This is a genomic window from Pseudaeromonas paramecii (assembly GCF_039540575.1).
In the GTDB taxonomy this organism is placed as follows: Bacteria; Pseudomonadota; Gammaproteobacteria; order Enterobacterales; family Aeromonadaceae; genus Pseudaeromonas; species Pseudaeromonas paramecii.
This window is the reverse complement of the sequence record NZ_BAABFC010000003.1, coordinates 55,929-75,290: the sequence shown is the minus strand read 5'-3', so window position 1 is coordinate 75,290 and position 19,362 is coordinate 55,929. Positions and strand designations below refer to the sequence as shown.

The 19,362-nt window shown below is 65.1% G+C and carries 15 protein-coding genes; 4 read left to right on the top strand and 11 right to left on the bottom strand.

Annotated elements, in window-relative coordinates; translation table 11 throughout:
- Nucleotides 1-3 precede the first annotated feature (3 nt).
- The 5 genes from ABD847_RS02945 to ABD847_RS02925 form a co-directional block, all read right to left on the bottom strand.
- Nucleotides 4-4,461 carry an EAL domain-containing protein gene (locus ABD847_RS02945; protein WP_345009890.1) on the bottom strand — a complete coding sequence of 1,486 codons (4,458 nt, stop codon included), beginning with the start codon at nucleotides 4,459-4,461 and terminating at the stop codon, nucleotides 4-6.
- Between the two features lie 93 nt (nucleotides 4,462-4,554).
- Nucleotides 4,555-5,550, bottom strand: coding sequence for a CobW family GTP-binding protein (locus tag ABD847_RS02940; protein WP_345009888.1), 996 nt, complete (start codon nucleotides 5,548-5,550; stop codon nucleotides 4,555-4,557).
- Between the two features lie 413 nt (nucleotides 5,551-5,963).
- The gene (locus ABD847_RS02935; protein WP_345009886.1) at nucleotides 5,964-6,458 is read right to left on the bottom strand and encodes an opioid growth factor receptor-related protein; all 495 of its coding nucleotides are present in this window, start codon (nucleotides 6,456-6,458) and stop codon (nucleotides 5,964-5,966) included.
- Between the two features lie 51 nt (nucleotides 6,459-6,509).
- Entirely contained in the window at nucleotides 6,510-6,692 is a 183-nt protein-coding gene (locus ABD847_RS02930) for a hypothetical protein (protein WP_345009884.1), read from the bottom strand.
- A 94-nt stretch (nucleotides 6,693-6,786) separates the two neighbouring features.
- On the bottom strand, nucleotides 6,787-7,218 hold the full coding sequence (locus ABD847_RS02925; protein ID WP_345009882.1) for a universal stress protein: 432 nt from the start codon (nucleotides 7,216-7,218) through the stop codon (nucleotides 6,787-6,789).
- Between the two features lie 303 nt (nucleotides 7,219-7,521).
- Here ABD847_RS02925 and ABD847_RS02920 point away from each other — a divergent pair, with 303 nt between their 5' ends.
- Both ABD847_RS02920 and ABD847_RS02915 read left to right on the top strand, forming a co-directional pair.
- On the top strand, nucleotides 7,522-8,712 hold the full coding sequence (locus tag ABD847_RS02920; protein WP_345009880.1) for a BaiN/RdsA family NAD(P)/FAD-dependent oxidoreductase: 1,191 nt from the start codon (nucleotides 7,522-7,524) through the stop codon (nucleotides 8,710-8,712).
- 58 nt (nucleotides 8,713-8,770) lie between these two features.
- The gene (locus tag ABD847_RS02915) at nucleotides 8,771-9,628 is read left to right on the top strand and encodes a PA4780 family RIO1-like protein kinase (RefSeq protein WP_345009878.1); all 858 of its coding nucleotides are present in this window, start codon (nucleotides 8,771-8,773) and stop codon (nucleotides 9,626-9,628) included.
- Nucleotides 9,629-9,758: 130 nt separating this feature from the next.
- Here ABD847_RS02915 and ABD847_RS02910 read toward each other — a convergent pair whose 3' ends face one another.
- Nucleotides 9,759-11,354, bottom strand: a complete 1,596-nt coding sequence (locus ABD847_RS02910; protein WP_345009876.1) for a diguanylate cyclase domain-containing protein — start codon at nucleotides 11,352-11,354, stop codon at nucleotides 9,759-9,761.
- A 120-nt stretch (nucleotides 11,355-11,474) separates the two neighbouring features.
- Nucleotides 11,475-12,695, bottom strand: coding sequence for a benzoate/H(+) symporter BenE family transporter (locus ABD847_RS02905; protein WP_345009874.1), 1,221 nt, complete (start codon nucleotides 12,693-12,695; stop codon nucleotides 11,475-11,477).
- 135 nt (nucleotides 12,696-12,830) lie between these two features.
- Here ABD847_RS02905 and ABD847_RS02900 point away from each other — a divergent pair, with 135 nt between their 5' ends.
- Nucleotides 12,831-13,385 (top strand): helix-turn-helix domain-containing protein, encoded by a 555-nt coding sequence (locus ABD847_RS02900; protein WP_345009872.1) that lies wholly within the window; start codon nucleotides 12,831-12,833, stop codon nucleotides 13,383-13,385.
- Here the strand turns inward: ABD847_RS02900 and olsF are convergent, their stop codons facing one another.
- On the bottom strand, nucleotides 13,386-15,101 hold the full coding sequence (gene olsF, locus ABD847_RS02895; RefSeq protein ID WP_345009870.1) for a bifunctional ornithine lipid synthase OlsF: 1,716 nt from the start codon (nucleotides 15,099-15,101) through the stop codon (nucleotides 13,386-13,388). It lies immediately after the preceding gene.
- Between the two features lie 176 nt (nucleotides 15,102-15,277).
- On the opposite strand from olsF, the gene ABD847_RS02890 reads away from it, so the two are divergent.
- Entirely contained in the window at nucleotides 15,278-15,784 is a 507-nt protein-coding gene (locus ABD847_RS02890; RefSeq protein ID WP_345009868.1) for a YbaY family lipoprotein, read from the top strand.
- Between the two features lie 6 nt (nucleotides 15,785-15,790).
- On the opposite strand, the gene ABD847_RS02885 is transcribed toward ABD847_RS02890, so the two are convergent.
- The 3 genes from ABD847_RS02885 to ABD847_RS02875 all read right to left on the bottom strand — a co-directional run bounded on the left by ABD847_RS02885 (nucleotide 15,791) and on the right by ABD847_RS02875 (nucleotide 19,329).
- On the bottom strand, nucleotides 15,791-17,317 hold the full coding sequence (locus ABD847_RS02885) for a hypothetical protein (protein ID WP_345009866.1): 1,527 nt from the start codon (nucleotides 17,315-17,317) through the stop codon (nucleotides 15,791-15,793).
- A 79-nt stretch (nucleotides 17,318-17,396) separates the two neighbouring features.
- Nucleotides 17,397-18,191 carry a Cof-type HAD-IIB family hydrolase gene (locus tag ABD847_RS02880; RefSeq protein ID WP_345009864.1) on the bottom strand — a complete coding sequence of 265 codons (795 nt, stop codon included), beginning with the start codon at nucleotides 18,189-18,191 and terminating at the stop codon, nucleotides 17,397-17,399.
- Between the two features lie 85 nt (nucleotides 18,192-18,276).
- The gene (locus ABD847_RS02875) at nucleotides 18,277-19,329 is read right to left on the bottom strand and encodes an alpha/beta fold hydrolase (protein WP_345009862.1); all 1,053 of its coding nucleotides are present in this window, start codon (nucleotides 19,327-19,329) and stop codon (nucleotides 18,277-18,279) included.
- Between the last annotated feature and the right edge of the window lie 33 nt (nucleotides 19,330-19,362).

Sequence of the window (19,362 nt, the reverse complement as noted above, 5' to 3'; positions counted from 1 at the left end):
TGGTTACACTCGCAAAAGCTGTTCCGTATCCGGGGTCAGGATCCAGCTTCGCATTTTTTCTTCGAAGGCGCAGGGGGGCAGGGGGGGGCTGAGCAGATAACCTTGCAGCCGGTCACAGCCCAGCTGGCGCAAGAAGGCCAGCTGTTCCGGGGTCTCCACCCCTTCGGCCAGCACCCTCAGCCCCAGGGCGTGGCCCATGGCGACAATGGCGCTGGCGATCTCGGTGTCGTCCCGCTGATGGGGCAGCTCATCCACAAACTGTTTGTCGATCTTGAGCATGTTTAGCGGCAGGCGCTTGAGATAGGCCAGGGAGGAGTAGCCGGTGCCGAAATCGTCAATGGCCAGTTGGATGCCCAGGGCCTGCAGCTCGTTGAGCAGCTGGATGCACTCGCTCTCTCGCTCGATCAGGGCGCTTTCGGTCAGCTCCAGCTCCAGCTGCTGGGGTGGGAAGCCGGTCTCCGCCAGTATGTGGCGAATGTTGTCCCCCAGGCCGGGTTGGCGCAACTGGCGTGCCGACAGGTTGACCGCCATGGTCAAGGGCGGAAGGCCCGCCTCACGCCAGCGCTGGCCCTGGCGACAGGCTTCCCACAAGGCCCATTCGCCAATGCGGTTGATGAGGCCCGTCTCTTCGGCCAAGGGAATGAACTGGGCCGGTGAGATCAGACCCCCTTGGGGATCCTGCCAGCGGATCAGGGCTTCGACCCCCACCAGCCGGTGGCTGCGGATCTCCAGCTGGGGTTGGTAGTAGAGGCAGAACTCTTCTTGCTCTATGGCCCGTCGCAGGCGCATCTCCAGGGCCAACCGCTCCTGAGCCACCTGGGTCAGCTCGGTGGAGAAGAAGCAGAAACAGCCTTTGCCTTCGGCCTTGGCCCGGTACAGGGCGCTGTCGGCCTGGCGCAGCAGCTCGTCGGCATGCTGACCAAATTCCGGGAACAGACTGATGCCGATGCTGGCGCCCACCACCACCTCCTGGTCGTTGGGCAGGCGCACCGGCTGCTGCAGCAGTTCGATGAGTTGTTCGGCGATGCGTGAGACCTCATTGAGACTGGGATTGGACTCCAGCAGCACGGTAAACTCATCGCCACCCTGGCGGGAGATGACATCACTCTGTCGTAAGCGGCTGCTCAGCCGCAGGGCGACTTCCTTGAGCAGGGCATCCCCCATGGGATGGCCATAGCTGTCGTTGACGTTCTTGAAGCGATCCAAGTCCAGCATCAGCAGGGCGAAACGCTCCTGCTCCCGCCGGGCGCGCTTGAGTGCCTGTTCCAGCCGATCCTGCATCAGGATGCGGTTGGGCAGGCCGGTGAGGGGATCATGGTGCGCCAGGAATTCCAGCTTGGCCTCGGAGGCCTTGAGCTGGGAGATGTCGGTATAGACGCAGACGCTCTGTATCAGCTGCTGCTGTTCATCCCGGATCAGCGTGATGCTCAGCAACTGGGGCCTGAGCTCACCATCCTTGCGGCGGCTCCACACTTCGCCACGCCAGTGGTTCTGATTGACTCTGGCCTGATCCACCAGTTCGAAAAACTGCGGGCCCTGGCCCTGTACGCCAAACAGGGTGGGGGTGCGGCCCAGCAGCTCGGTGGCCGGGAAACCCAGATGGTCGGTGAGGGCCGGGTTGACCGCCAGGATGCGGCCGTGGGCATCGGTGATCATGATGCCTTCGTGACTGTTGTCGAACACCACGTTGGCCTGGCTCAGGCGCAGCTCGTTTTCCTTGAGGGCCGTGATGTTGGTCAGGGTGCCGATGAAGCCCTGTAGCCGATGTTGTTCGTCAAATTCCGGTTCGGTGGCCACGCTGACCCACAGCACCCGGCCATCGGGATGGACGAAGCGAAAGTCCTGGTGGGCCGGCACCGCATGGTGGGTGGCCCGCCGCCAGTGGCGCAGCACCCGCAGCTTGTCATCCCGGTGCACCGCCGACCAGTAGTGGTTGTTCAGTATCTGCTGCGTGGACAGGCCGATCAGGCTGGCAGCCCGGTCGTTGAGATAGGTCAGCCGTCCGCGGGCATTGCTGCGGAAGATACCCACGGGAGCCATGGTGGCCAGGGTATGGAACAGCCGCTCGCTCTCCTGCAGCGCCAGCTCTGTGTGCTTGCGCTCCGTGATATCCCCCAGCACGCTCTCGTAGGCCAGGGGGCGGCCCAGACCATCCTGCTGCAGCCGGCCCTGATCCTCCACCCAGCGCACCTCCTGCTCCCGGGTCAGCACCCGGTATTCCAGACGGAAGTGGCTGGGCTGGGTGCGCAGTATCTGGGCCAGCTGGGCCCGGACTCGCAGCCGGTCGTCCGGGTGGATCAGGTGTTCGAATTCCAGGCTGTGGCTCAGCAGTTGCTGTGGACTGAAACCCCAGCGCTGCACGTTGCCGGAGACATAGCTGATGGGCAGCTGGGGTTCGGCGCGGCGACTGAGCAGTACCACCTGACTGGCCTCCACCACCCGGTTGGCACTGCGCAAGGCACTGATGGCCTCCATGCGTTCGGCCTCCCGCAGCAGGTTGTCCAGGGCGAACGAGACATCGTTGGCCATCTGATCCAGGGTCTGCATCATCTCATGGGTGAAGAAGCCCACTTGATCGGCATACAGGCTGATGACGCCGATCAGGTGTTTGTCCTCGAAGATGGGCAACAGGGCGGCCGCCCGGAATTGGGCCATCAGGGCCCGCTCATGGCAGCGCTGGGTGAGGGGATCCTGCTGGTAGTCATTGCACAGATAGTGGTGACCACTCTGGCGGACCCGTTGCACCGGCCCCTGCTCGCATTGCAGGCAGGGCTGCTCTTCCAGAAAACTGCGCCCTTGTCCGTGGCAGGCGCTGATCTGCACGCCTTGAGCCGGACGGCCGAACAGCCCGATCCAGGCAAAACGCAGGCCCCCCTGTTCCACCAGGATGCGGCAGATCTGCTCAAACAGATCCTGCCGCCGGGTGGTGCGCACTATGATCTGGCTGGTGTGGGACAGGGTGTTGTAGAGGCCCTTCTGTCGCAACAGCGCCTGTTCGGTTTGCCGCCGCTGACTGATGTCGTCCACCAGGGTCATCAGGTGGGTGACCTGACCATTTTCATCCCGGATGGGACGCACCTCGTAGCTGGTGTGGATCAGGTGGCCGTCCTTGTGCAGCAGCCGCTTCTCCAGCCGGTAACTGTCCAGTCCCGCCTCCAACACCTGCTGCAGTAGCGGGGCCTCCCGCGCCCAGTCATCGGGCTGGCTGACCTGTCCCCAACTGAGGCGGGCCAGGCTGGGGCCATCATAGCCCAGCATGTCGCACAGCTTCTGGTTGTATCTGTCCCAATGCTGGCGTTGGGGGGTGCCTATCCCCAGACCGACGAAGGGCATGTCGAAGAAGTGGGCCAGCAGGGACTCGTCGTCAGGTGGGTGGCGCGAGGGATGACCGAGGCCGTGGGCTGCCGGGCCCAGAGGCCAGAGACGACGGGCCAGCGCGCCCAGCAGGACGAGACTTGCCAGCAGCAGGCCGAGCCAGCGCCAGAGGCGCTCGTTCAGTGTCAGGGGATCGGCATGCACCACCAGCAGCCAGCTGGGCACGGCCAGGGGCTGCCAGGCCAGCCAGGGTAGCTGGGTCTGGGTCCGCTGATTGTGTTGCACCGCCTGCAGCAGTTGCCCGGCGGCGTTTGGCGCGAGCCAGTCAGCGTCGGGGGACAGCGGCACTAGGCCATCGGCCTGCAGGCGTAGCAGATCCGTGCGCCACGGCTGGTCGGCGCGATTGAGGTTCGGCAGCAGCTGACGCCCCACATCCTGGCGCAGCAACAGCCAGCCCTGCGGCGAGTCCGGCGGGCCCAGGGGTAACAGCAAATCCAGAAATTGTGTCTGTGTCCCCGGTGGGGCTAGCAGGGGACTGACTGGCTGTCTGACCAACCAGGCCGGGCTGGGCAGGGGCCCGGGCCCAGGTGCCGCTTGTTGTGGCAGGGGGTTCCCTGTCCGATCCAGCAGCCAGGCCCCGTGAAGTTCGCTGGCTCGGATCAGGCTGGCCAGCCGTTCTTGCCAGCGGCGCACCGGCGGCTTAGGCGAGGCCGACAGCAGGCGCAGCAGTGCCGGATCCTCACTCAACTGGCGACCGGCCTGCCACTGTGCGGTCAGCCAGTCCTGAACGCGGACGGCCTGTTGACGGGCGGCCTGTTGCAAGGGGCGAGCCTGCTGTTCGGCGAGCCAGGGGGGTAGCAGCAAGGAGAGGGAGAGCAACAGGCCGGCCAGCAGCCACCAGGCCAGTGGTCCGGATGGCGGGGTTGTTCGGTTGGCCGTGGTGCGCAACAGCAGGCGGGCGCACAACAGCAGGAGAAAAAGATCCTTACCTGTCACCAATGACAGGTGCCAGATTGGGTCGGTCACCAGGCGATCAATGAGCCATTCGAGGCCAAACAGTGCGGCACCCAGGGGTAATAGCCAGGGCAAGAGCCCTGACCAGACGCGATTGGGTGTCGATTGATTCTTGTTTTTGACCGCAGGCATGGCTATCCGGCGCCAGGTTAGATCAAGTCGTCCCTTGTATATAGCAGCTGGTGTCTGGCTCGCCGTGGCAAATGGCCTCGAAAGAGACCTGTGTCAGCATTCGAAGAAGCTCTCCGCCAGCTGCGCCTGGGTGAGGTTACGAGTCAGAAATACCAGCTGGTTGTCCGTCAGCTCAGGCGGGTACTCCGCCAGCCTGGCCAGGGGATAGAGGGTGCCATGCACCGCCTGCAGCACCAGGGGGGCCGTGTCGCCGGGAAAACGCACCAGGCCCTTGAGGCGCAGCAAGGCTGCGCCATGCCGGTTTTGCACCCGCTCCAGAGCGGCCAGCAGATCCGCCAGGCCCCATTGAGGCGGCAGAGTCAGGCAAAAGCTGGTGACGCCATGGGCGGGGGCCCCATCGCCGTGTAGACCTATGGTGGTGGCAGGCTGCAGCCAGCGTTTGAGGCGCCGGGGCGAGCTGGCGGGATCCGGGCACAGCTGCGCCAACAGCGCCACCTCCGCCTGACCATGGGCGACGGTCTGACAGGTTGCGCCCGGGTTGATCTGGACCAGCCGTTGCTGCAGTGCCTGCAACTGATCCTCGGTGCACAGATCCGGCTTGCTGATCAGCAGGGCATCCGCCAGAGCCGCCTGCTTGAGGGCCTCGGGCTCTGTCTCCAGCTGCGCCAGGCCATATTGGCCGTCCACCACCGTCAGCAGACCGGCATAGCGGTAGCGCTCAGCCAGAAACGGCGATTGACGCAGGGTGAACATGACACCGGCGGGATCCGCCAGGCCGGTGGTTTCTATGATGAGGCGGTCAAAGGGCGGGACCTGGCGGCGCAGCGCCTGCAAAAACAGGGATTGCAGGCTGTCCACCAGGGAGCCCTGCAAGGTGCAGCAGATGCAGCCGGAGGCCAACAGCACCGGCTGATGGTCCAGCTGGCGCACCAGGTGATGATCCACCCCCACCGGGCCGTATTCGTTGATCAGCACGGCGGCTTTCGCCAGCTGCGGCTGTTGCAGCCAGTGGTTGAGCAGGGTGGACTTACCTGCGCCCAGGAAGCCGCTGATGAGACTGACCGGAATGCGGCGATCGGCAGTGGACATGGAATGAACCAGGACGGTGGGACAGGCGTCCCTTATACCATGGGTTGGGCCGGGAGAGTGGGCCCCGTTACCGGGGCCGGTCTGGGATTGGGGTCTGCCCGAAGGCAGGGCGGGGTGGAGATCCCCTTGGCATCCTGACGGATGAGGTGGGGAGTTAGCGCTGGTAGCTGAAGAAGTAGTCGCGGGTGGCGGGGGCCAGACGGGCGTTTTCTTCCTTGCGGGCCAGCAGACTGCTCAGGTTCTTATACAGATTTTTCATGATGCACCTCGTTGGTTTATGTGACCTCTGTCACGTTCGATATTAGCCAGAGTGTGAGGTGGATCAAGCATTATTTTTCTGAAAACGGTTGATTTTAAAATGAATTCGTTTTCATACCCCGAGGGGGGATCCCGTGTTCGGCCTGAGAGGGTTTTCAGGCGGTGAGGGCCTGTCGCCAGTAGGTCAGGGTGGTGGGGTTGACCCGGCCGGTGCCCTCGCGCAGCAGGAAGTCTTGCAGCTGGTGGGCTGGCTGGACGAGGCCGCAGGCTTGCAGGCAACGCAGCATGCGGGTCAGGCGCAGCTGATTATGATCCTGCCAGTGACACCAGGGTTGAATGAGCCCGAGGTGCAGGGGATCCGCCACCAGGCCGTCGTGCTGGCGCTGCAGGCCGTAGCAGTGCAGCATGCGATCCAGGGCGGTGAGCAGCCGCGCCTGCAATTGGTGGTCGGCGCAAAACCGGGCGGCCTCCTGCGGGTCGAGTAAGGGGGCCTGGGGGTTGACCGGGCTGGGCTCAGGCAGGGGAAACAGCCACTGAATGTAGTCGTGCTGGCTCTCTAGCCAGGCGTCGCTCTGGGCCAGGATAAAGGCCAGACTGCGGCCGGCATGATCGCAGGCCAGTCCGGCATAGAAGTCGCTGGCGCGGGTCATGAGCCAATAAAACGGGCATGCCGGTTGGGCATGCCCGCCATGGGGACGACCTCAGTTCTCATCGTCGTCGTCATCATCGTCGTCGTAATCGAGACCACCGCCGAACTCTTCGTCCTCTTCCCAGAAGTCGTCGTCGTCCTCGTCGTCGTCATCCCAATCCTCGAGGCCCTCTTGCTCTTCGAGCTCGTCCTCGTCCCAATCCTCGTCGTCCGTACCTGCGTTGAACCCTGTCATCGGCATCTCCTTGTTGCGTCTGTGGGCTGCTCCTAATTAAGCCCAAGATGGTGGGCAGATCAAGCCAGTGGTGGTGGCATTTTCGCCAGGGAGATTACTCCGGCAACGGCATCACCAGCAGATCGCAGGAGACGCTGTTCATCAGCTGACGGGCGGAGGAGGTGAGCAGGCTCCAGAAGGTCTGATGATGGCCACAGACCAGCAGATCGATGCCGTATTCGCTCACCGCCTCGTTGACTTTGCTGCACAGGTCACCGCAGATCACCAGCCGCTTCTCGATGGGGTAGTCGGTAGCCTTGAGCACCTGGTCCAGCCGCTCGTTGGCATCCGCCAGCACCTTGTCCTGCATGCTGTCGATGTCCAGGGCGATCATCTCGGTATAGAGATCCTGCAGCTTGATGTCGACATGGATCACCGACAGCTTGGCATGGTGACAGCGGGCCAGGGCGACGGCCTTGTCCAGCACGCGGGTGTGTTCTTCATCCAGATCCAGGGCAACAAGAATGTGTTGATAGAGGTCAGACATGGTCGTTCTCCGTTGAGTCACATCTGCTCCACTATAGCAGGGTACGCTGACAGACTTGTGACTCAGGTGTCAGGCTGGCGGTCCGGCCAAATTGGTTTTTTTCTCGCCAGGGGTTGTCTGCCGCTGCGGCTCTGGGTAGGCTGGTCTCGGGTGTTGCAAGGACGCCCACCATTTCAAAAAGCATCTTTGCTAAACACCTTTGGGGAGCCGCTCTAGCCGCTCCCCTTTGTTTTGTCTGCGCGCGGGGTGATCCCGCCGGCCTGGGCCAGTACAATGGCGCCCTTTTATACGGCAGGAGCGGCTATGCGGTGGGATGTGATCATTATCGGGGCGGGGGCGGCCGGCCTCATGTGCGCGGCCCAGGCCGGCTACCGTGGCCGGCGGGTGCTGGTGCTGGATAACGCCAAGCAGCCGGGCCGCAAGATCCTCATCAGCGGTGGTGGCCGCTGCAACTTCACCAACCGCTTGGCCGGGCCCCACGCCTACCTGTGTGCCAATCCGCATTTCACCAAGTCCGCGCTGGCCCGCTACCGGGCTCAGGACTTCATCGAGTTGGTGGAGCGCCATGGCGTGGAGTACGAGGAGCGGGATCACGGCCAGCTGTTCTGCACCGACTCCGCCAAGGAGATAGTGCGGGTGCTGCAGACCGAGTGCGATTGGGCCGGCGTCACCCTTCAGCTGCGCACCGAGATCTTGTCGGTGGCCCAGGGGGCGGGGGACGAGGAGCGGTTCGTGCTGCACACCAGCCGGGGTGAGCTGGCCTGCCAGTCGCTGGTGGTGGCCACCGGCGGCCTGTCGCTGCCCAAGCTGGGAGCCACCCCCTTTGGCTACCGGCTGGCGGAGCAGTTCGGCCTGCCGGTGCGGCCCACCCGGGCGGGCCTGGTGCCCTTCACCCTGCACACCCAGGATAAGGACGACTTCGCCGAACTGTCGGGCATCAGCCTGCCGGTGACCCTCACCGCCGAAGATGGCCAGACGTTCTCCGAGGCGCTGCTGTTTACCCACCGCGGCATCTCCGGGCCGGCGGTGCTGCAGATCTCCTCCTACTGGCAGGCGGGGCAAGCGGTGCGGATCAACTGGTTGCCGGGGCAGGACGTGCCCGCCCTGCTGGTGAACTGGCAACTGCAGCACGGCGCCGCCGAGCTCAAGACCTGCCTGGGCCGTCTGCTGCCCAAGCGGCTGGTGGAGAAGCTGCTGGAGCGCAGCGGGTTTGCCAACAAGCCCATGCGGCAATATGGCCATGGTGAGCTGGCCAGCCTGGTGCAGCTGCTCACCAACTGGCGCCTGCTGCCCAACGGCACCGAAGGTTATCGTACCGCCGAGGTGACCCTGGGCGGGGTGGATACCGACGCCCTCTCCTCCAAGACCATGGAGGCCAAGGCGGTGCCCGGCCTCTACTTCATCGGTGAGGTGATGGACGTCACCGGCTGGCTGGGCGGCTTCAACTTCCAGTGGTGCTGGAGCTCTGGCTGGGTGGCAGGGCAGTTTGTATGAACCAAGTGACTTGGTCTTCAGCGGATTTTAATAGCCAACGACGAGGTGATCGGGCGGCATGAAAACACCCTTACCCCTACAACCCCTGATGGACGACGGTTTGGTGGACGAGGTGGTGCGCCGCCTCAAGAGCGGCAAAGAGGCCGACGTTTACGTGGTGCGCTGCGGTGAGCAGCTGCGCTGTGCCAAGGTCTACAAGGATGTGACCACCCGCAGTTTCAAGCAGGCGGTGCATTACCGGGAGGGGCGCAAGGTGCGCAACAGTCGCAGCGCCCGGGCCATGGAGAAGGGCTCCAAGTTTGGGCGGCAGCAGCAGGAATCCCACTGGCAACACGCCGAGGTGGATGCCCTCTACCGGCTGGCGGCGGCGGGGGTGCGGGTGCCCCAGCCCTACGGCTGCTTTGACGGCGTGCTGCTGATGGAGCTGATCACCGACGGTGCCGGCCAGGTCGCGCCCCGGTTGAGCGATCTCAGCTTCGAGGCGGAGCAGGCCCGTCAGGATCATGCCACCCTGATGAACTACGTGGTGCGGATGCTCTGTGCCGGTCTGGTGCATGGCGATCTGTCGGAATTCAATGTGTTGCGGGATGCCGTGGGCCCGGTGATCATCGATCTGCCTCAGGTGGTGCACGCCGCCGCCAACAACCACGCCAAGGACATGCTGGTGCGGGATGTGGACAACCTGAGTCAATTTTACGGCCAGTTCGCTCCCGAGTTACGGGGCAGCCGTTACGCCCAGGAGATCTGGGCCCACTATGAGGCAGGGGATCTCACCGAACAGGTGCGGTTGACCGGCCAGTTTGCCGAGCCCACCCAGGCGGTGGACTTAGCCGCCGTACTGGACGAGATCCAGTCCGTGGAGGCCGAGGCGCTGGCCCGCCTGGCCCGCCGGCAGGCGCCTGACGCGTCGGACTGAGCCGGGGCGCCCCCTTGCATGAAAAGAGCCGACGGCCTGCGGTATCCGGTGAGATCGATAGTGCAGCCCGGCAGCGCGGTGTTATCCGCCGTGCGCCCTTTGCATTTACGTCGGTAACGCCCCTCAAGGGTCAGTTCGCCTGCGTGGGGGGATCGGCCTCATCCGTTCGTTGCTCGTCGACGCCTTCCTGATAGAGGCAATAGGTGTTTTTGCCCCGCTTCTTGGCCTGATACATGGCCAGATCCGCCTGATGCAACAGGCGGCCATAGTCGCGGTTATCCGGGCTGGACAGGCTGAGGCCTAGGCTGCCGCTGATGGCCACCTGGCCCTGGGTGATCTGCTGACCGACCCTCGGGATGAGCCGCAGGATCTGATGCACCACCGGCAGTATCTCATCCGGCGCCTGCCGGATGGGAAAGACAATCACAAACTCATCGCCGCCCAGCCGCGCCAGGAGATCTTGTGGCCGGATCAGCGGGCGTAGCTGCTGGGCGATAGCGATCAGCAGCTGGTCGCCGCAGGCATGTCCCATGATGTCGTTGACCTGCTTGAAGTTGTCGATATCCAGCATGCAGAGGGCCAGTTCCCGTCCCGGTATCGCCTGGGCCAGCCGCAATACCAGCTCGTCGTGCAGCCGCCGCCGGTTGAGCAGCCCGGTCAGGCTGTCCACATGGGCCATGCGTCTGAGTTCCTGCCGCTGGGCCTCCAGGGTCAGGGTTCGCGCCTTGAGGCGGATCTGGCGGGCCAATCCTCTTTCTACATAGAAGCTGGCCAGGCCACTCAGCAACAGCATGCAGGCCAGGGTCAGCAGGCTGGACCGACTGACCGGCAGGGGGGCGCGGCTGTAGATCTCCATCTGCCAGTTTCTGCCGGGCATGGCCAGGGGGTAGCGAAACAAAGCGGTGACGGGGCGGCCCAGATCCTCATCGGGGCGGTTGATGGCCAACTGACGCAGGTCATCGTCCTGATCCAGCAGGCGAACAAAGAAACGGCTCTGGGCCGGGCTGCCAAATTTGGTGCGCAGCAGGGTCTCCGGTGTCAGCAGCATGATGAGGAAGCCCATGAAGTCCCCCTGCTCCCCTTGGTCGGTCTGGTGGCGGATGGCGTGGTAGACCGCCACCGAGCGGGCGCCCGACGGCATCAGGATATCCGGGAACACAGGGGTGGTGGCCATCTGGCCTGTCTGCATCAGGCCCATACGCAGGGCCGCATTTTGCGGCCGGCCCTGCACATCCAGTCCTAACAGTTGGGTGACATTTGTCTCGGGGTAGGCGAACAGTATGGGCAGATAAAAGGGGCGAAGGGGGGCGCGAACGGGCCGCTTCTCTTGCGGATCCACATCGAACAGGCCGAATGGCGCGGCGTTGAGGGATCGATACTGCTGTTCCAGGGCGGCGCGCTGTGGTGGCTGGACATAGGGCGTCCAGAGGATGGCGGCGATATCCGGCTCTTGCCGCAGCAGGCGATCGGCATACTGGCGAAATTCGGCCCGGGTCACCGAGTCTGAGACTTCGAACAGCGCCGCAAAGGCGCGTAATACTGGGGGGGCGCGGCTAAACAGCAGGGCGGCCCGCAGATGCTGTTCGTTGGCATCCCGCTGCCAATGGGCCAGGGTTTCTGTCCGTTCACGGGCCAGTTGCATCTGGTAGACGTAAAGAGACAGGCCTATGCCCAGCAGGGCGGTGCCCAACGTCAACAGCCATTTGTAGTGTTTCCATCGTTCCATGCCAAAACCTTATCACTTGCGTTGTTCGTTTTTATCGTTGTGTGGTTGGGCGCAAGGTGGTGCCGATGCTCTTAATCTGTGGTGGGTGCCTCCCGTGTCGTCAGTATTGTTTCTTTCTCATCAGGATTCCGCGCTCGGCATCACAGGCATCCGCAACGCTTTGCGGCCCCACGGCAGCCAGCCCCGACGAGCGCACAGGCCGGTCAGCACCCCGGCCAGCAGCCCCCAGAAGGGGGCGCCTATGCCAAAGAAACTGACCCCGGCGGCGGTCACCAGCAAGGTGATGAGGGCTGCCTCACGCTCGGATTCTACCTCCAGCGCCTGCTTGAGGCTGCCCCCCAGCGTGCCCAGCAGGGCCAGACCGGCGATGGCCACAATCAGCTCTCGTGGCAGCAGGGCAAACAGGCTGGCCACAGTGCTGCCCAGCAGGGCGGTGAGCAGGTAGAAGACCCCGGCGCAGCAGGCGGCCAGATAGCGGCGGTGCGGCTCGGGGTCGGCCTCCTTGCCCATACACAAAGCGGCGGTAATGGCCGCCAGGTTGAGGGCGAAGCCGCCGAAGGGCGCCAGCAGCAGGCCCGCCAGCCCGGTCCAGCCGATGAGTGGCGACACCGGCGGCCGGTAGCCGTGGGCGTGCAGGGTGGCCAGCCCCGGCAGGTTCTGCGAGCTCATGGTCACCAGAAACAGCGGCAGGGCCACCCCCAGGCAGGCGTGCCAGCTGAAGGCCGGGCTGACCCATTCCAGGTGCAGGCCGCCCAGCGTCAGCTGGGCGCCGGCCAGATCCCCCTGGCCCAGGGCCACCGCCAGACCGATGAGCAGCACCAGGCCGATGGCGTAGCGTGGCAGGCGGGGTTTGAGCAGCCAGTAGCCCAGCAGCATGCTGCCCACCAGCCAAGGGGCCTGGGGCAGGGCGCGGAACAGCTCCAGACAGAAGCCCAGCAGCACCCCCCCCAGCATGGCCGCCGCCAGGGACTGGGGCAGCCTATGCATCAGGCGGGCAAACAGGCCGCTGAATCCCACCAGGGTGATGAGGGCGGAGCTGACGATGAAGGCCCCCACCGCCTCGGCCAGGGAGAGGCCCGCCAGGCTGCTGATGAGCAGGGCCGCCCCCGGGGTGGACCAGGCGGTGAGTATGGGGGTGCGGTAGCGCAGCGACAGCCCCAGGGTGGTGAGGCCGGTGCCCAGTCCCAGGGCGCCGAGCCAGGAGCCCAGCTGGGCCGGGCTGGCGCCCGCCTGCTGGGCGGCCTGGAAGATGAGGGCGGCGGAGCTGGTGTAGCCCACCAGCACGGCCACCAGGCCGCTGCTGACATGATGCAGGCGCAAGGAACGTAACAGGGAAAACATGGCGGCCTCCGGGCTTGGGCCAGTTGTGCGTTATAGCGCATAATAGGCGCAAACCTCGACTGTGCGCTATAGCGCACAATGTGTTTTTTACGCGCAATGTGTTTTTTACGCACAATGTGTTTTTTAGGAGACGCCATGAGCGAAGCTGCCCTGCCCGAACTCAATCAGCGCATCGGCGATCGCCTGCGCCAGCTGCGCACCGCCCAGGGCTGGAGTCTGGATCGGCTCTCGGCCGCCTGCGGGGTCAGCAAGGCCATGCTGGGGCAGATAGAGCGGGGGGAGTCCAGCCCCACAGTCGTCACCCTGTGGAAGATCGCCGCCGGGCTGGCCTGCTCCTTCTCCAGCCTGCTGGGGGATCTGCCCGAGCCGGCGGGGCCGGGCGAGGTGCGGCGGCTGGGCGAGGGGGTGGCGGTCACCACCCTGCTGCCGTTTGACGGTCCCCTGGGGTGCGAGTGTCTGCTGGTGGAGTTGCCGGTGGGCTGCGAGTACCGCTCGGTGCCGCACCTGGCCGGGGTGGTGGAGGACATACTGCCCCTGAGTGCCGGGGTGGAGGTCTGGCTGGCGGGTGCCTGGCAGCCGGTGGCGCCCGGCACGGCGCTACGCTTTGCCGCCGATCAGCCCCACGGCTACCGCAACATGAGCGCCATGCCGGCGCGCTTTCACAACCTCATCCACTACCCCAGCGCCTAATCAGGCGGCCGCCGGCTTGCTCAGGTGCATGCCGATGTAGCGCTGCTGCTTGTTGGGCTTGAGGGCGTCCAAGTCCACCAGCACCAGGCCGTCGATGCAGTGGCCGAAGGCCGGATCCTCGCCAAAGTCCAGGAATTGCACCCCGCCTGGATGGCACAGCTCGGAGTACTGCTTGTAGAGGGTGGGGATGGCGCAGTCCATCTCCTCCAGCCGGGCCTTGAGCTGGGCCAGATCCGCCTGATAGTCACCGCTAAACAGCGCCATCAGGGCGGCGGGGCAGGGCGGACAGGGGCGGCGGGAGTAGGCCATGGGCCTGTGGGCCGGGAAGTGGCGACGGTAGAAGGCCAGCAGCAGCTGGCGGGCCGGCTCCGGCAGGCTGGCGGAGAGCGACACAGGGCCGAACAGGTAGCGGTATTCCGGGTGACGGGCCAGGAAGGCACCTATGCCCTGCCACAGGTAATCCAGGCTGCGACGGCCCCAGTAGGCGGGTTGAATGAAGCTGCGCCCCAGCTCGATACCCTGGGCCAACACCTGGGTCATGGCCGGCGTGAAGTCGAACAGGCTGTGGCTGTAGAGGCCGCCCACCCCCTTGCCGGCCAGTTGTCCGGCCGTGGGAATGAAGCGGTAGGCACCGGCGATCTCCAGCGCCTCGGGATCCCAGAGCACCAGGTGGAAATAGTCATCATCGTACTGATCCAGGTCCCGGCGGCGACCGCTGCCTTCCCCCACGGCGCGAAAGGCGATCTCCCGCAGCCGACCCAGCTCCCGCAGTATGGGGGCATGGGCCTCCCCCTGGCGGCGGTAGAGCAGGATCTGCTTGCCGTCATGGGTCTGGCCCAGGCGCTCGCACGCGGCCAGGGCCTGCTTGAGCCGCTGACGGTCTTCGGCCAGGGCGATGGGGGCCTCGGTGCGGAATAGCCCTGGCTTGCCCTTGCCCAACCGGTAGAGGTGCTGGCGGAAGCGCCCCGCCAGCTTGGGCAGCGGCAGCGCGTCTTGCTGCCAGGCGCCGTAGGGGATGCAGGGGCCGATACGCAGGCGGATGCGGCCGCAGCGGTGGGCGAACATCTCGCGGATTAGCAGCAGGGTGGAGAGGGGCTTGAACACCATGGAGCTGACATAAAACAGCGGCGAGTTCCGCCCCCGGATAAACAGCGGCACTATGGGGGCCTTGGCCTTGTCTGCCAGGCGCAGGAAGCCGGTGCGCCAGCGGCCATCCCGTACCCCATGGGGGCGCAGGCGGGAGACCTCACCGGCGGGGAAGACGATCAGTGCCTTGCCGGCCGCCAGGTGCGCCTGCATCGCCAGGATCTGCTGGCGGTTGCTGCCGCTGCCCAGCACATCCACCGGGAACAGCAGGGAGGTCATGGGCTCCACGTGGCTGAGCATCTGATTGGCCATGATCTTCACATCCGGCCGCACCCGGGCCACCACCTTGAGCAGTGCCATGCCGTCCAGGGTGCCGATGGGGTGATTGGCCACCAGCACCAGGGGGCCCTGGCTGGGGATATGTTCCAGCTCGCTCTCCGACACGTCGCAGCCGAAGTCGAAGTAGGTGAGCACCTGTTCGATGAAATCCAGCCCCTTGAGGTGGGGATAGTCCCGGCCAAATTGCTGGAAGTCATTTTCGTACAGCAGGCGGCGCAGCAGGGCCCGCAGCCACTGCCAGTGAGATTGCGCCGGCAGGTACTGGTGCAGCAGGGAATCGACGCTGATCATGGTGAGGCTCCAAGATATGCCGAGGATCGGCATTCAGGCTGCCCTCTGGGTGTGACGCTGTCTTGTCAGTTCCGTGACGGCCCCATGATGGCGTGGTTCAGCTTGGCGTCATGTGGCGCCGGTTTGTTCGTGCTATGGTGGTGAGTGATTCGAGACCCCCGACTAAAGGAGACACCATGACCCGTTCCCCTGTGCTGTTGGCCGTTTGCCTGCTGAGCCTGCTGGGTTGCCAGCCAGATGGTAAGACACCGGCGACGCCGTCTGCCGCACCCGCCGCGCCGGCGGCAGCTTCCTCTGCCACCGAGACACAGGCGCCGGAGGCCAAGCCCGCCGAGGCGCTGGCGACCCTGTCCGGGGTGATCCGTGGCGAGGTCTGGTACCGGCAGCGCATCGCCCTCCCCCCCAGTGCCGTGGTGACGGTGCAACTGGTGGATGTGTCCCGCGCCGATGCGCCGGCCACCCTGCTGGCTAGCCAGACCCTCAGCGCCGAGCACCAGCCGCCCCTGGCCTTCGAGCTGCACTATGATCCGGCGCGGATCGATGAACGCATGAGTTATGCCCTGCAGGCCCGCATCGAGGACGGCAACCAGCTGCGCTTCATCAATACCGAGCGGGTGGCGGTGCTGACCCGGGGCGCCCCCCAGTCCGATCTCAAGATCCGGGTGGACGCCGTCGGTAACTAACCCGGCTCAGGGCAGGTGGCGCCAGGTCCCCTGCCCGAAGGCCACCTTGGTGGCCCCCTCCAACAGGCTGGCGGAGGCCAGGGGCGCGCCGTTGGTGCGTACCGGGTAGCTGATACCGTCATGACTCAACTGCACCCAGGCACCGGCCATGCCGGGGGCCAGCAGATCATGCCAGCCCCGCTGGGTGTGGCTGGCCACGTAGAAGGGCTCGGCCAGCGCCTCGATGCGGGCGGCAAACCGGTAACCCTGGGCCTGTCCCTGGAAGATGAGCCAGACACACTGGCCGCCGCTGCACCAGTTCATCTGCACCAGGGCCTCGGGGCGGCCATCGCCATTGAGATCCAGCAGACCATAGCGGTAGCTGGCCTGGTGCGGATCGCTGCGGCTCATGACGAAGTAATCCCGCAGGGCCTGTTCCACCTGGGGATCTGCCGTACTGGCGGCGCTCAGGCTGACCGGCAGCACAGCCGCCGGCGGTGTGTCCGGCACGGGCTGGGCGGCCTGGCGGCTGCCCAGGGTACCGGGCACCAGGCTTAACGGGCTGTCGAAGTCCACCTGGCCGCCGTTGAGCAGCCGGTAGTCGGCGGTGAGGCGATTGCTCTGCAGACGGAAGGGAATGGCCTCCCGCACACCCATGCCGTTGCGCCGGTTGAACAGCACCGTCAGACCATCGGCGGTGGGCTGCCAGGCTCCTTCATACAGCACCTCGGGACCCTGTTGGCGCACCAGCAGCAGGGTGCTCTGGTAGTTGGGCGCCAGGGTCAGGGCCAAATCCGCCTGCATCAGATCCCAGTGACCGCGCCATTGCAGGGGGGGCTGCAATTCGGCCAGCAGGTGGCCCTGGCGGGCACAGCCCTGATAGGCCGGCTCACCACCGCCCATGGCCAGGCTGGCTTGCCAGCCCCAGGCCTGCTGGCCGCCGTCCGTGGTGCACAGGCCAGGGGTGAGGCTCAGCTTGGCCTGCCGGCCGTCGGCGGCCATCAGCTCCATCTGCTGGGCCCCCGAGGTCTGGCCCTGCTGATCCTGCAGCTGCAGGGTGCGGCTGAGGCCATCTGTGGTGAAGACGCCGCGGTTGCCGGTGAGTTGAAAGGCCCAAGGGGCGGGCTCTTCGCCCGCCAGCAGCAGGCGGCTATCCGCGGCCGTTTCGCTGCAGGCCTGCTGGATATGGGTTGCGCTGAGCCGGTTGAGGCGTTTGCTGGTCAGGCGCAGGGGGCTGTCGCGGCTCTCGCCCAGGGTCAGATTACCGTACAGCTCCACATAGGCCGTCGCTGGCTGGCCCAAGGCCTGCCAGGCCTGGGTCAGGCTGCCGTCGGGCTGCAACTGCCAGGTCTGCTGACTGCCACAGGGGGAGAAGCGGGCCTCGCCACCTTGTGCACTGAGGGTGCCACGCAGCAGGGCCACGCCTGGGGCGGCACTGGCTGGGTTGGCGGGAGCGCGAGACTCGCTGGCCTGGCTGGGGGCCGTGACGGTCGCTTGGTGGCTGCAGGCGGCCAGCAGCAGGGCCAGACAACCGGTCAGGGGCAGGAAACGCATGGGCAACTCCTTGATTTGCATAGTTGCCCATTAGTTTAAGACTGGATTGAGACCAATTGACAGGCCTCAGTCGGCAAAATCAGCCAAACAGCCGTTCCAGATAGCGGGCGACCCCGTCTTCATCCGAGCTATGGGTGCGATCGTGGTCCGGCAATGCCTTCATCAGGCGGTCATGGGCGTTGCCCATCACCACGCCGCGGCCCACCAGGCTCAGCATCTCCAGATCGTTCATGCCGTCGCCGAAGGCGATGGTCTCGTCCAGGCTAAACCCGTTCTGGGCCAGCACGGCTTGCACCGCATTGCCCTTGTTGACGCCCTTGGGCATCACTTCCAGGCTGTCGGCGGAGGCGAAGGTGATGGCCAGCTCATCGCCGAACCGCTGCAACAGGCTGGCTTCCAGCGGCAGCAGGGCCTCGTGGCTCTCGGCGGTGAAGAAGATCTTGTTGATGTTCTGCTTGTCCACCGTGAGGGGATCCACCACCTGGTAGCCGAAGCCGGACTCCTGATGGAAGACCAGCAGCTCCGGGCTCTCCTGGGCCACCAGCCAGCGGTCACCCTGATAGATGTTGATGCGGATGTCTTCGTGACGCGACAGCTCCACCACCTGTTGGGCCAGCGCCACCGGCAGGCTCTGGTTGTAGATGCAGTTGTCCTGCTTGTCATGCACCACGGCGCCATTGGCGGTGATGAGGAATATATCCAGTCCCAGGGTATCGCGGATGCCTTGGACATCCACATGGTGACGGCCGGTGGCCACCATGAACTTGATGCCACGCTTGACCAGGGTGTGCAGCGTCTCGCGGGTCCGGGCAGAGACTTGGTGCTGCTTGTTGAGGAGGGTTCCATCCAGATCGGAAACAACGACTTTGAACATTCAGACCTCGGAAAATGTGACGGCGGGCAAATAATAACCAAAAAGGCCGCGCTGGAGAAGCGCGGCCTTCGTTCGAAAGTGAAATTTATTTCGAAAAGAAATTCAGTACGGCGGTGAGGGCGGGCAGCCGGTAGGTGTCTGCCTCGTTGAACAGATCGTGCCAGGCGCCGGGGATCACCAGGGGCTGTCCGCCTTCGCAGGGGTGCCCGGCCGCTTGCCGCAGGGCGCAGAAGCGATCTTGCGGCGCCGGGGTGACCACGCTGTCGCCGCCGGCCTGGATCAGCAGCAGGGGCACCTGGGAGCGACTGCCGCTGTCGGTGGCCAGCTCGGCGGCGGCCAGGGACTGGTAAATCCAGCGCACCGTAGGCCCGCCGATCCGCAGCTGGGGCTGGGCATCATATAGATCGCGGAACAGGCCGTAGCGCAGTGGGCTTTGGCTCAGCTCGTTGCCGGGGAAGGGCACCCGGGTGTAGGGGCCGGTGCCCGGCGCGTAGGGGGATTCGGCGCCGAACAGGCCGTACAGCCAGTCCAGCAACCGGGTCAGCAGGTTGGCCAGCCAATCGGGCAGGGGGGCCAGGCGGATGCCCAGCATGGGGGAGACCAGGGCCACCGCCTCGAAGTCGTTCGGCCAGCGGTCCAGGTAGCGCAGGGAGATGGCGCCGCCCATGGAGTGGGCCAGCAGCTTGAGGTGAGCCGGCTTGTCCGCCAAGACCAGCTGTTCCATCAGGGTGCGCATGTCCTGGACATAGTCATCGAACCGGTTCACATGCCCCTTGTCGTGATCCTGCAGCAGGCGGTCCGAGAGGCCCTGGCCGCGATGGTCGTACAGGTAGACGCTGTAGCCCTGTTGGTAGAGATCGTAAGCGGTGGCCTGGTACTTCATCAGGCTCTCGGTGCGGCCGTTCACCACCAGTATGCTGCCCTTGCTGTCGGGGTGGCGCAGCACGGCGTAGGCCAGCTGCACCCCGTCCACCCCGGTGAGGTGGCCGGTCTGGGCATGCTGTTGCCAGAAGCTGGCCAGTTGCGGCGCCAACGCGGGGAGCTGCGCCTCTGTGGTGAGCTGGTAGGGATTGTCCACGGCAAAGAGTCTCAGGCTGAAGCACAGGGCCAGCAGGCCCAGTAGGATTCTGGAGGTCATGATCGGCCACGCAAGGAGTCAAAGAGACCCACA

Excerpts from the sequence above, each read along its gene's own strand:
- ABD847_RS02945 (WP_345009890.1), bottom strand. The coding sequence starts at position 4,461 with ATGCCTGCGGTCAAAAACAAGAATCAATCGACACCCAATCGCGTCTGG.
- ABD847_RS02940 (WP_345009888.1), bottom strand. The coding sequence starts at position 5,550 with ATGTCCACTGCCGATCGCCGCATTCCGGTCAGTCTCATCAGCGGCTTC.
- ABD847_RS02935 (WP_345009886.1), bottom strand. The coding sequence starts at position 6,458 with ATGACCCGCGCCAGCGACTTCTATGCCGGACTGGCCTGCGATCATGCC.
- ABD847_RS02930 (WP_345009884.1), bottom strand. The coding sequence starts at position 6,692 with ATGACAGGGTTCAACGCAGGTACGGACGACGAGGATTGGGACGAGGAC.
- ABD847_RS02925 (WP_345009882.1), bottom strand. The coding sequence starts at position 7,218 with ATGTCTGACCTCTATCAACACATTCTTGTTGCCCTGGATCTGGATGAA.
- ABD847_RS02920 (WP_345009880.1), top strand. The coding sequence starts at position 7,522 with ATGCGGTGGGATGTGATCATTATCGGGGCGGGGGCGGCCGGCCTCATG.
- ABD847_RS02915 (WP_345009878.1), top strand. The coding sequence starts at position 8,771 with ATGAAAACACCCTTACCCCTACAACCCCTGATGGACGACGGTTTGGTG.
- ABD847_RS02910 (WP_345009876.1), bottom strand. The coding sequence starts at position 11,354 with ATGGAACGATGGAAACACTACAAATGGCTGTTGACGTTGGGCACCGCC.
- ABD847_RS02905 (WP_345009874.1), bottom strand. The coding sequence starts at position 12,695 with ATGTTTTCCCTGTTACGTTCCTTGCGCCTGCATCATGTCAGCAGCGGC.
- ABD847_RS02900 (WP_345009872.1), top strand. The coding sequence starts at position 12,831 with ATGAGCGAAGCTGCCCTGCCCGAACTCAATCAGCGCATCGGCGATCGC.
- olsF (WP_345009870.1), bottom strand. The coding sequence starts at position 15,101 with ATGATCAGCGTCGATTCCCTGCTGCACCAGTACCTGCCGGCGCAATCT.
- ABD847_RS02890 (WP_345009868.1), top strand. The coding sequence starts at position 15,278 with ATGACCCGTTCCCCTGTGCTGTTGGCCGTTTGCCTGCTGAGCCTGCTG.
- ABD847_RS02885 (WP_345009866.1), bottom strand. The coding sequence starts at position 17,317 with ATGCGTTTCCTGCCCCTGACCGGTTGTCTGGCCCTGCTGCTGGCCGCC.
- ABD847_RS02880 (WP_345009864.1), bottom strand. The coding sequence starts at position 18,191 with ATGTTCAAAGTCGTTGTTTCCGATCTGGATGGAACCCTCCTCAACAAG.
- ABD847_RS02875 (WP_345009862.1), bottom strand. The coding sequence starts at position 19,329 with ATGACCTCCAGAATCCTACTGGGCCTGCTGGCCCTGTGCTTCAGCCTG.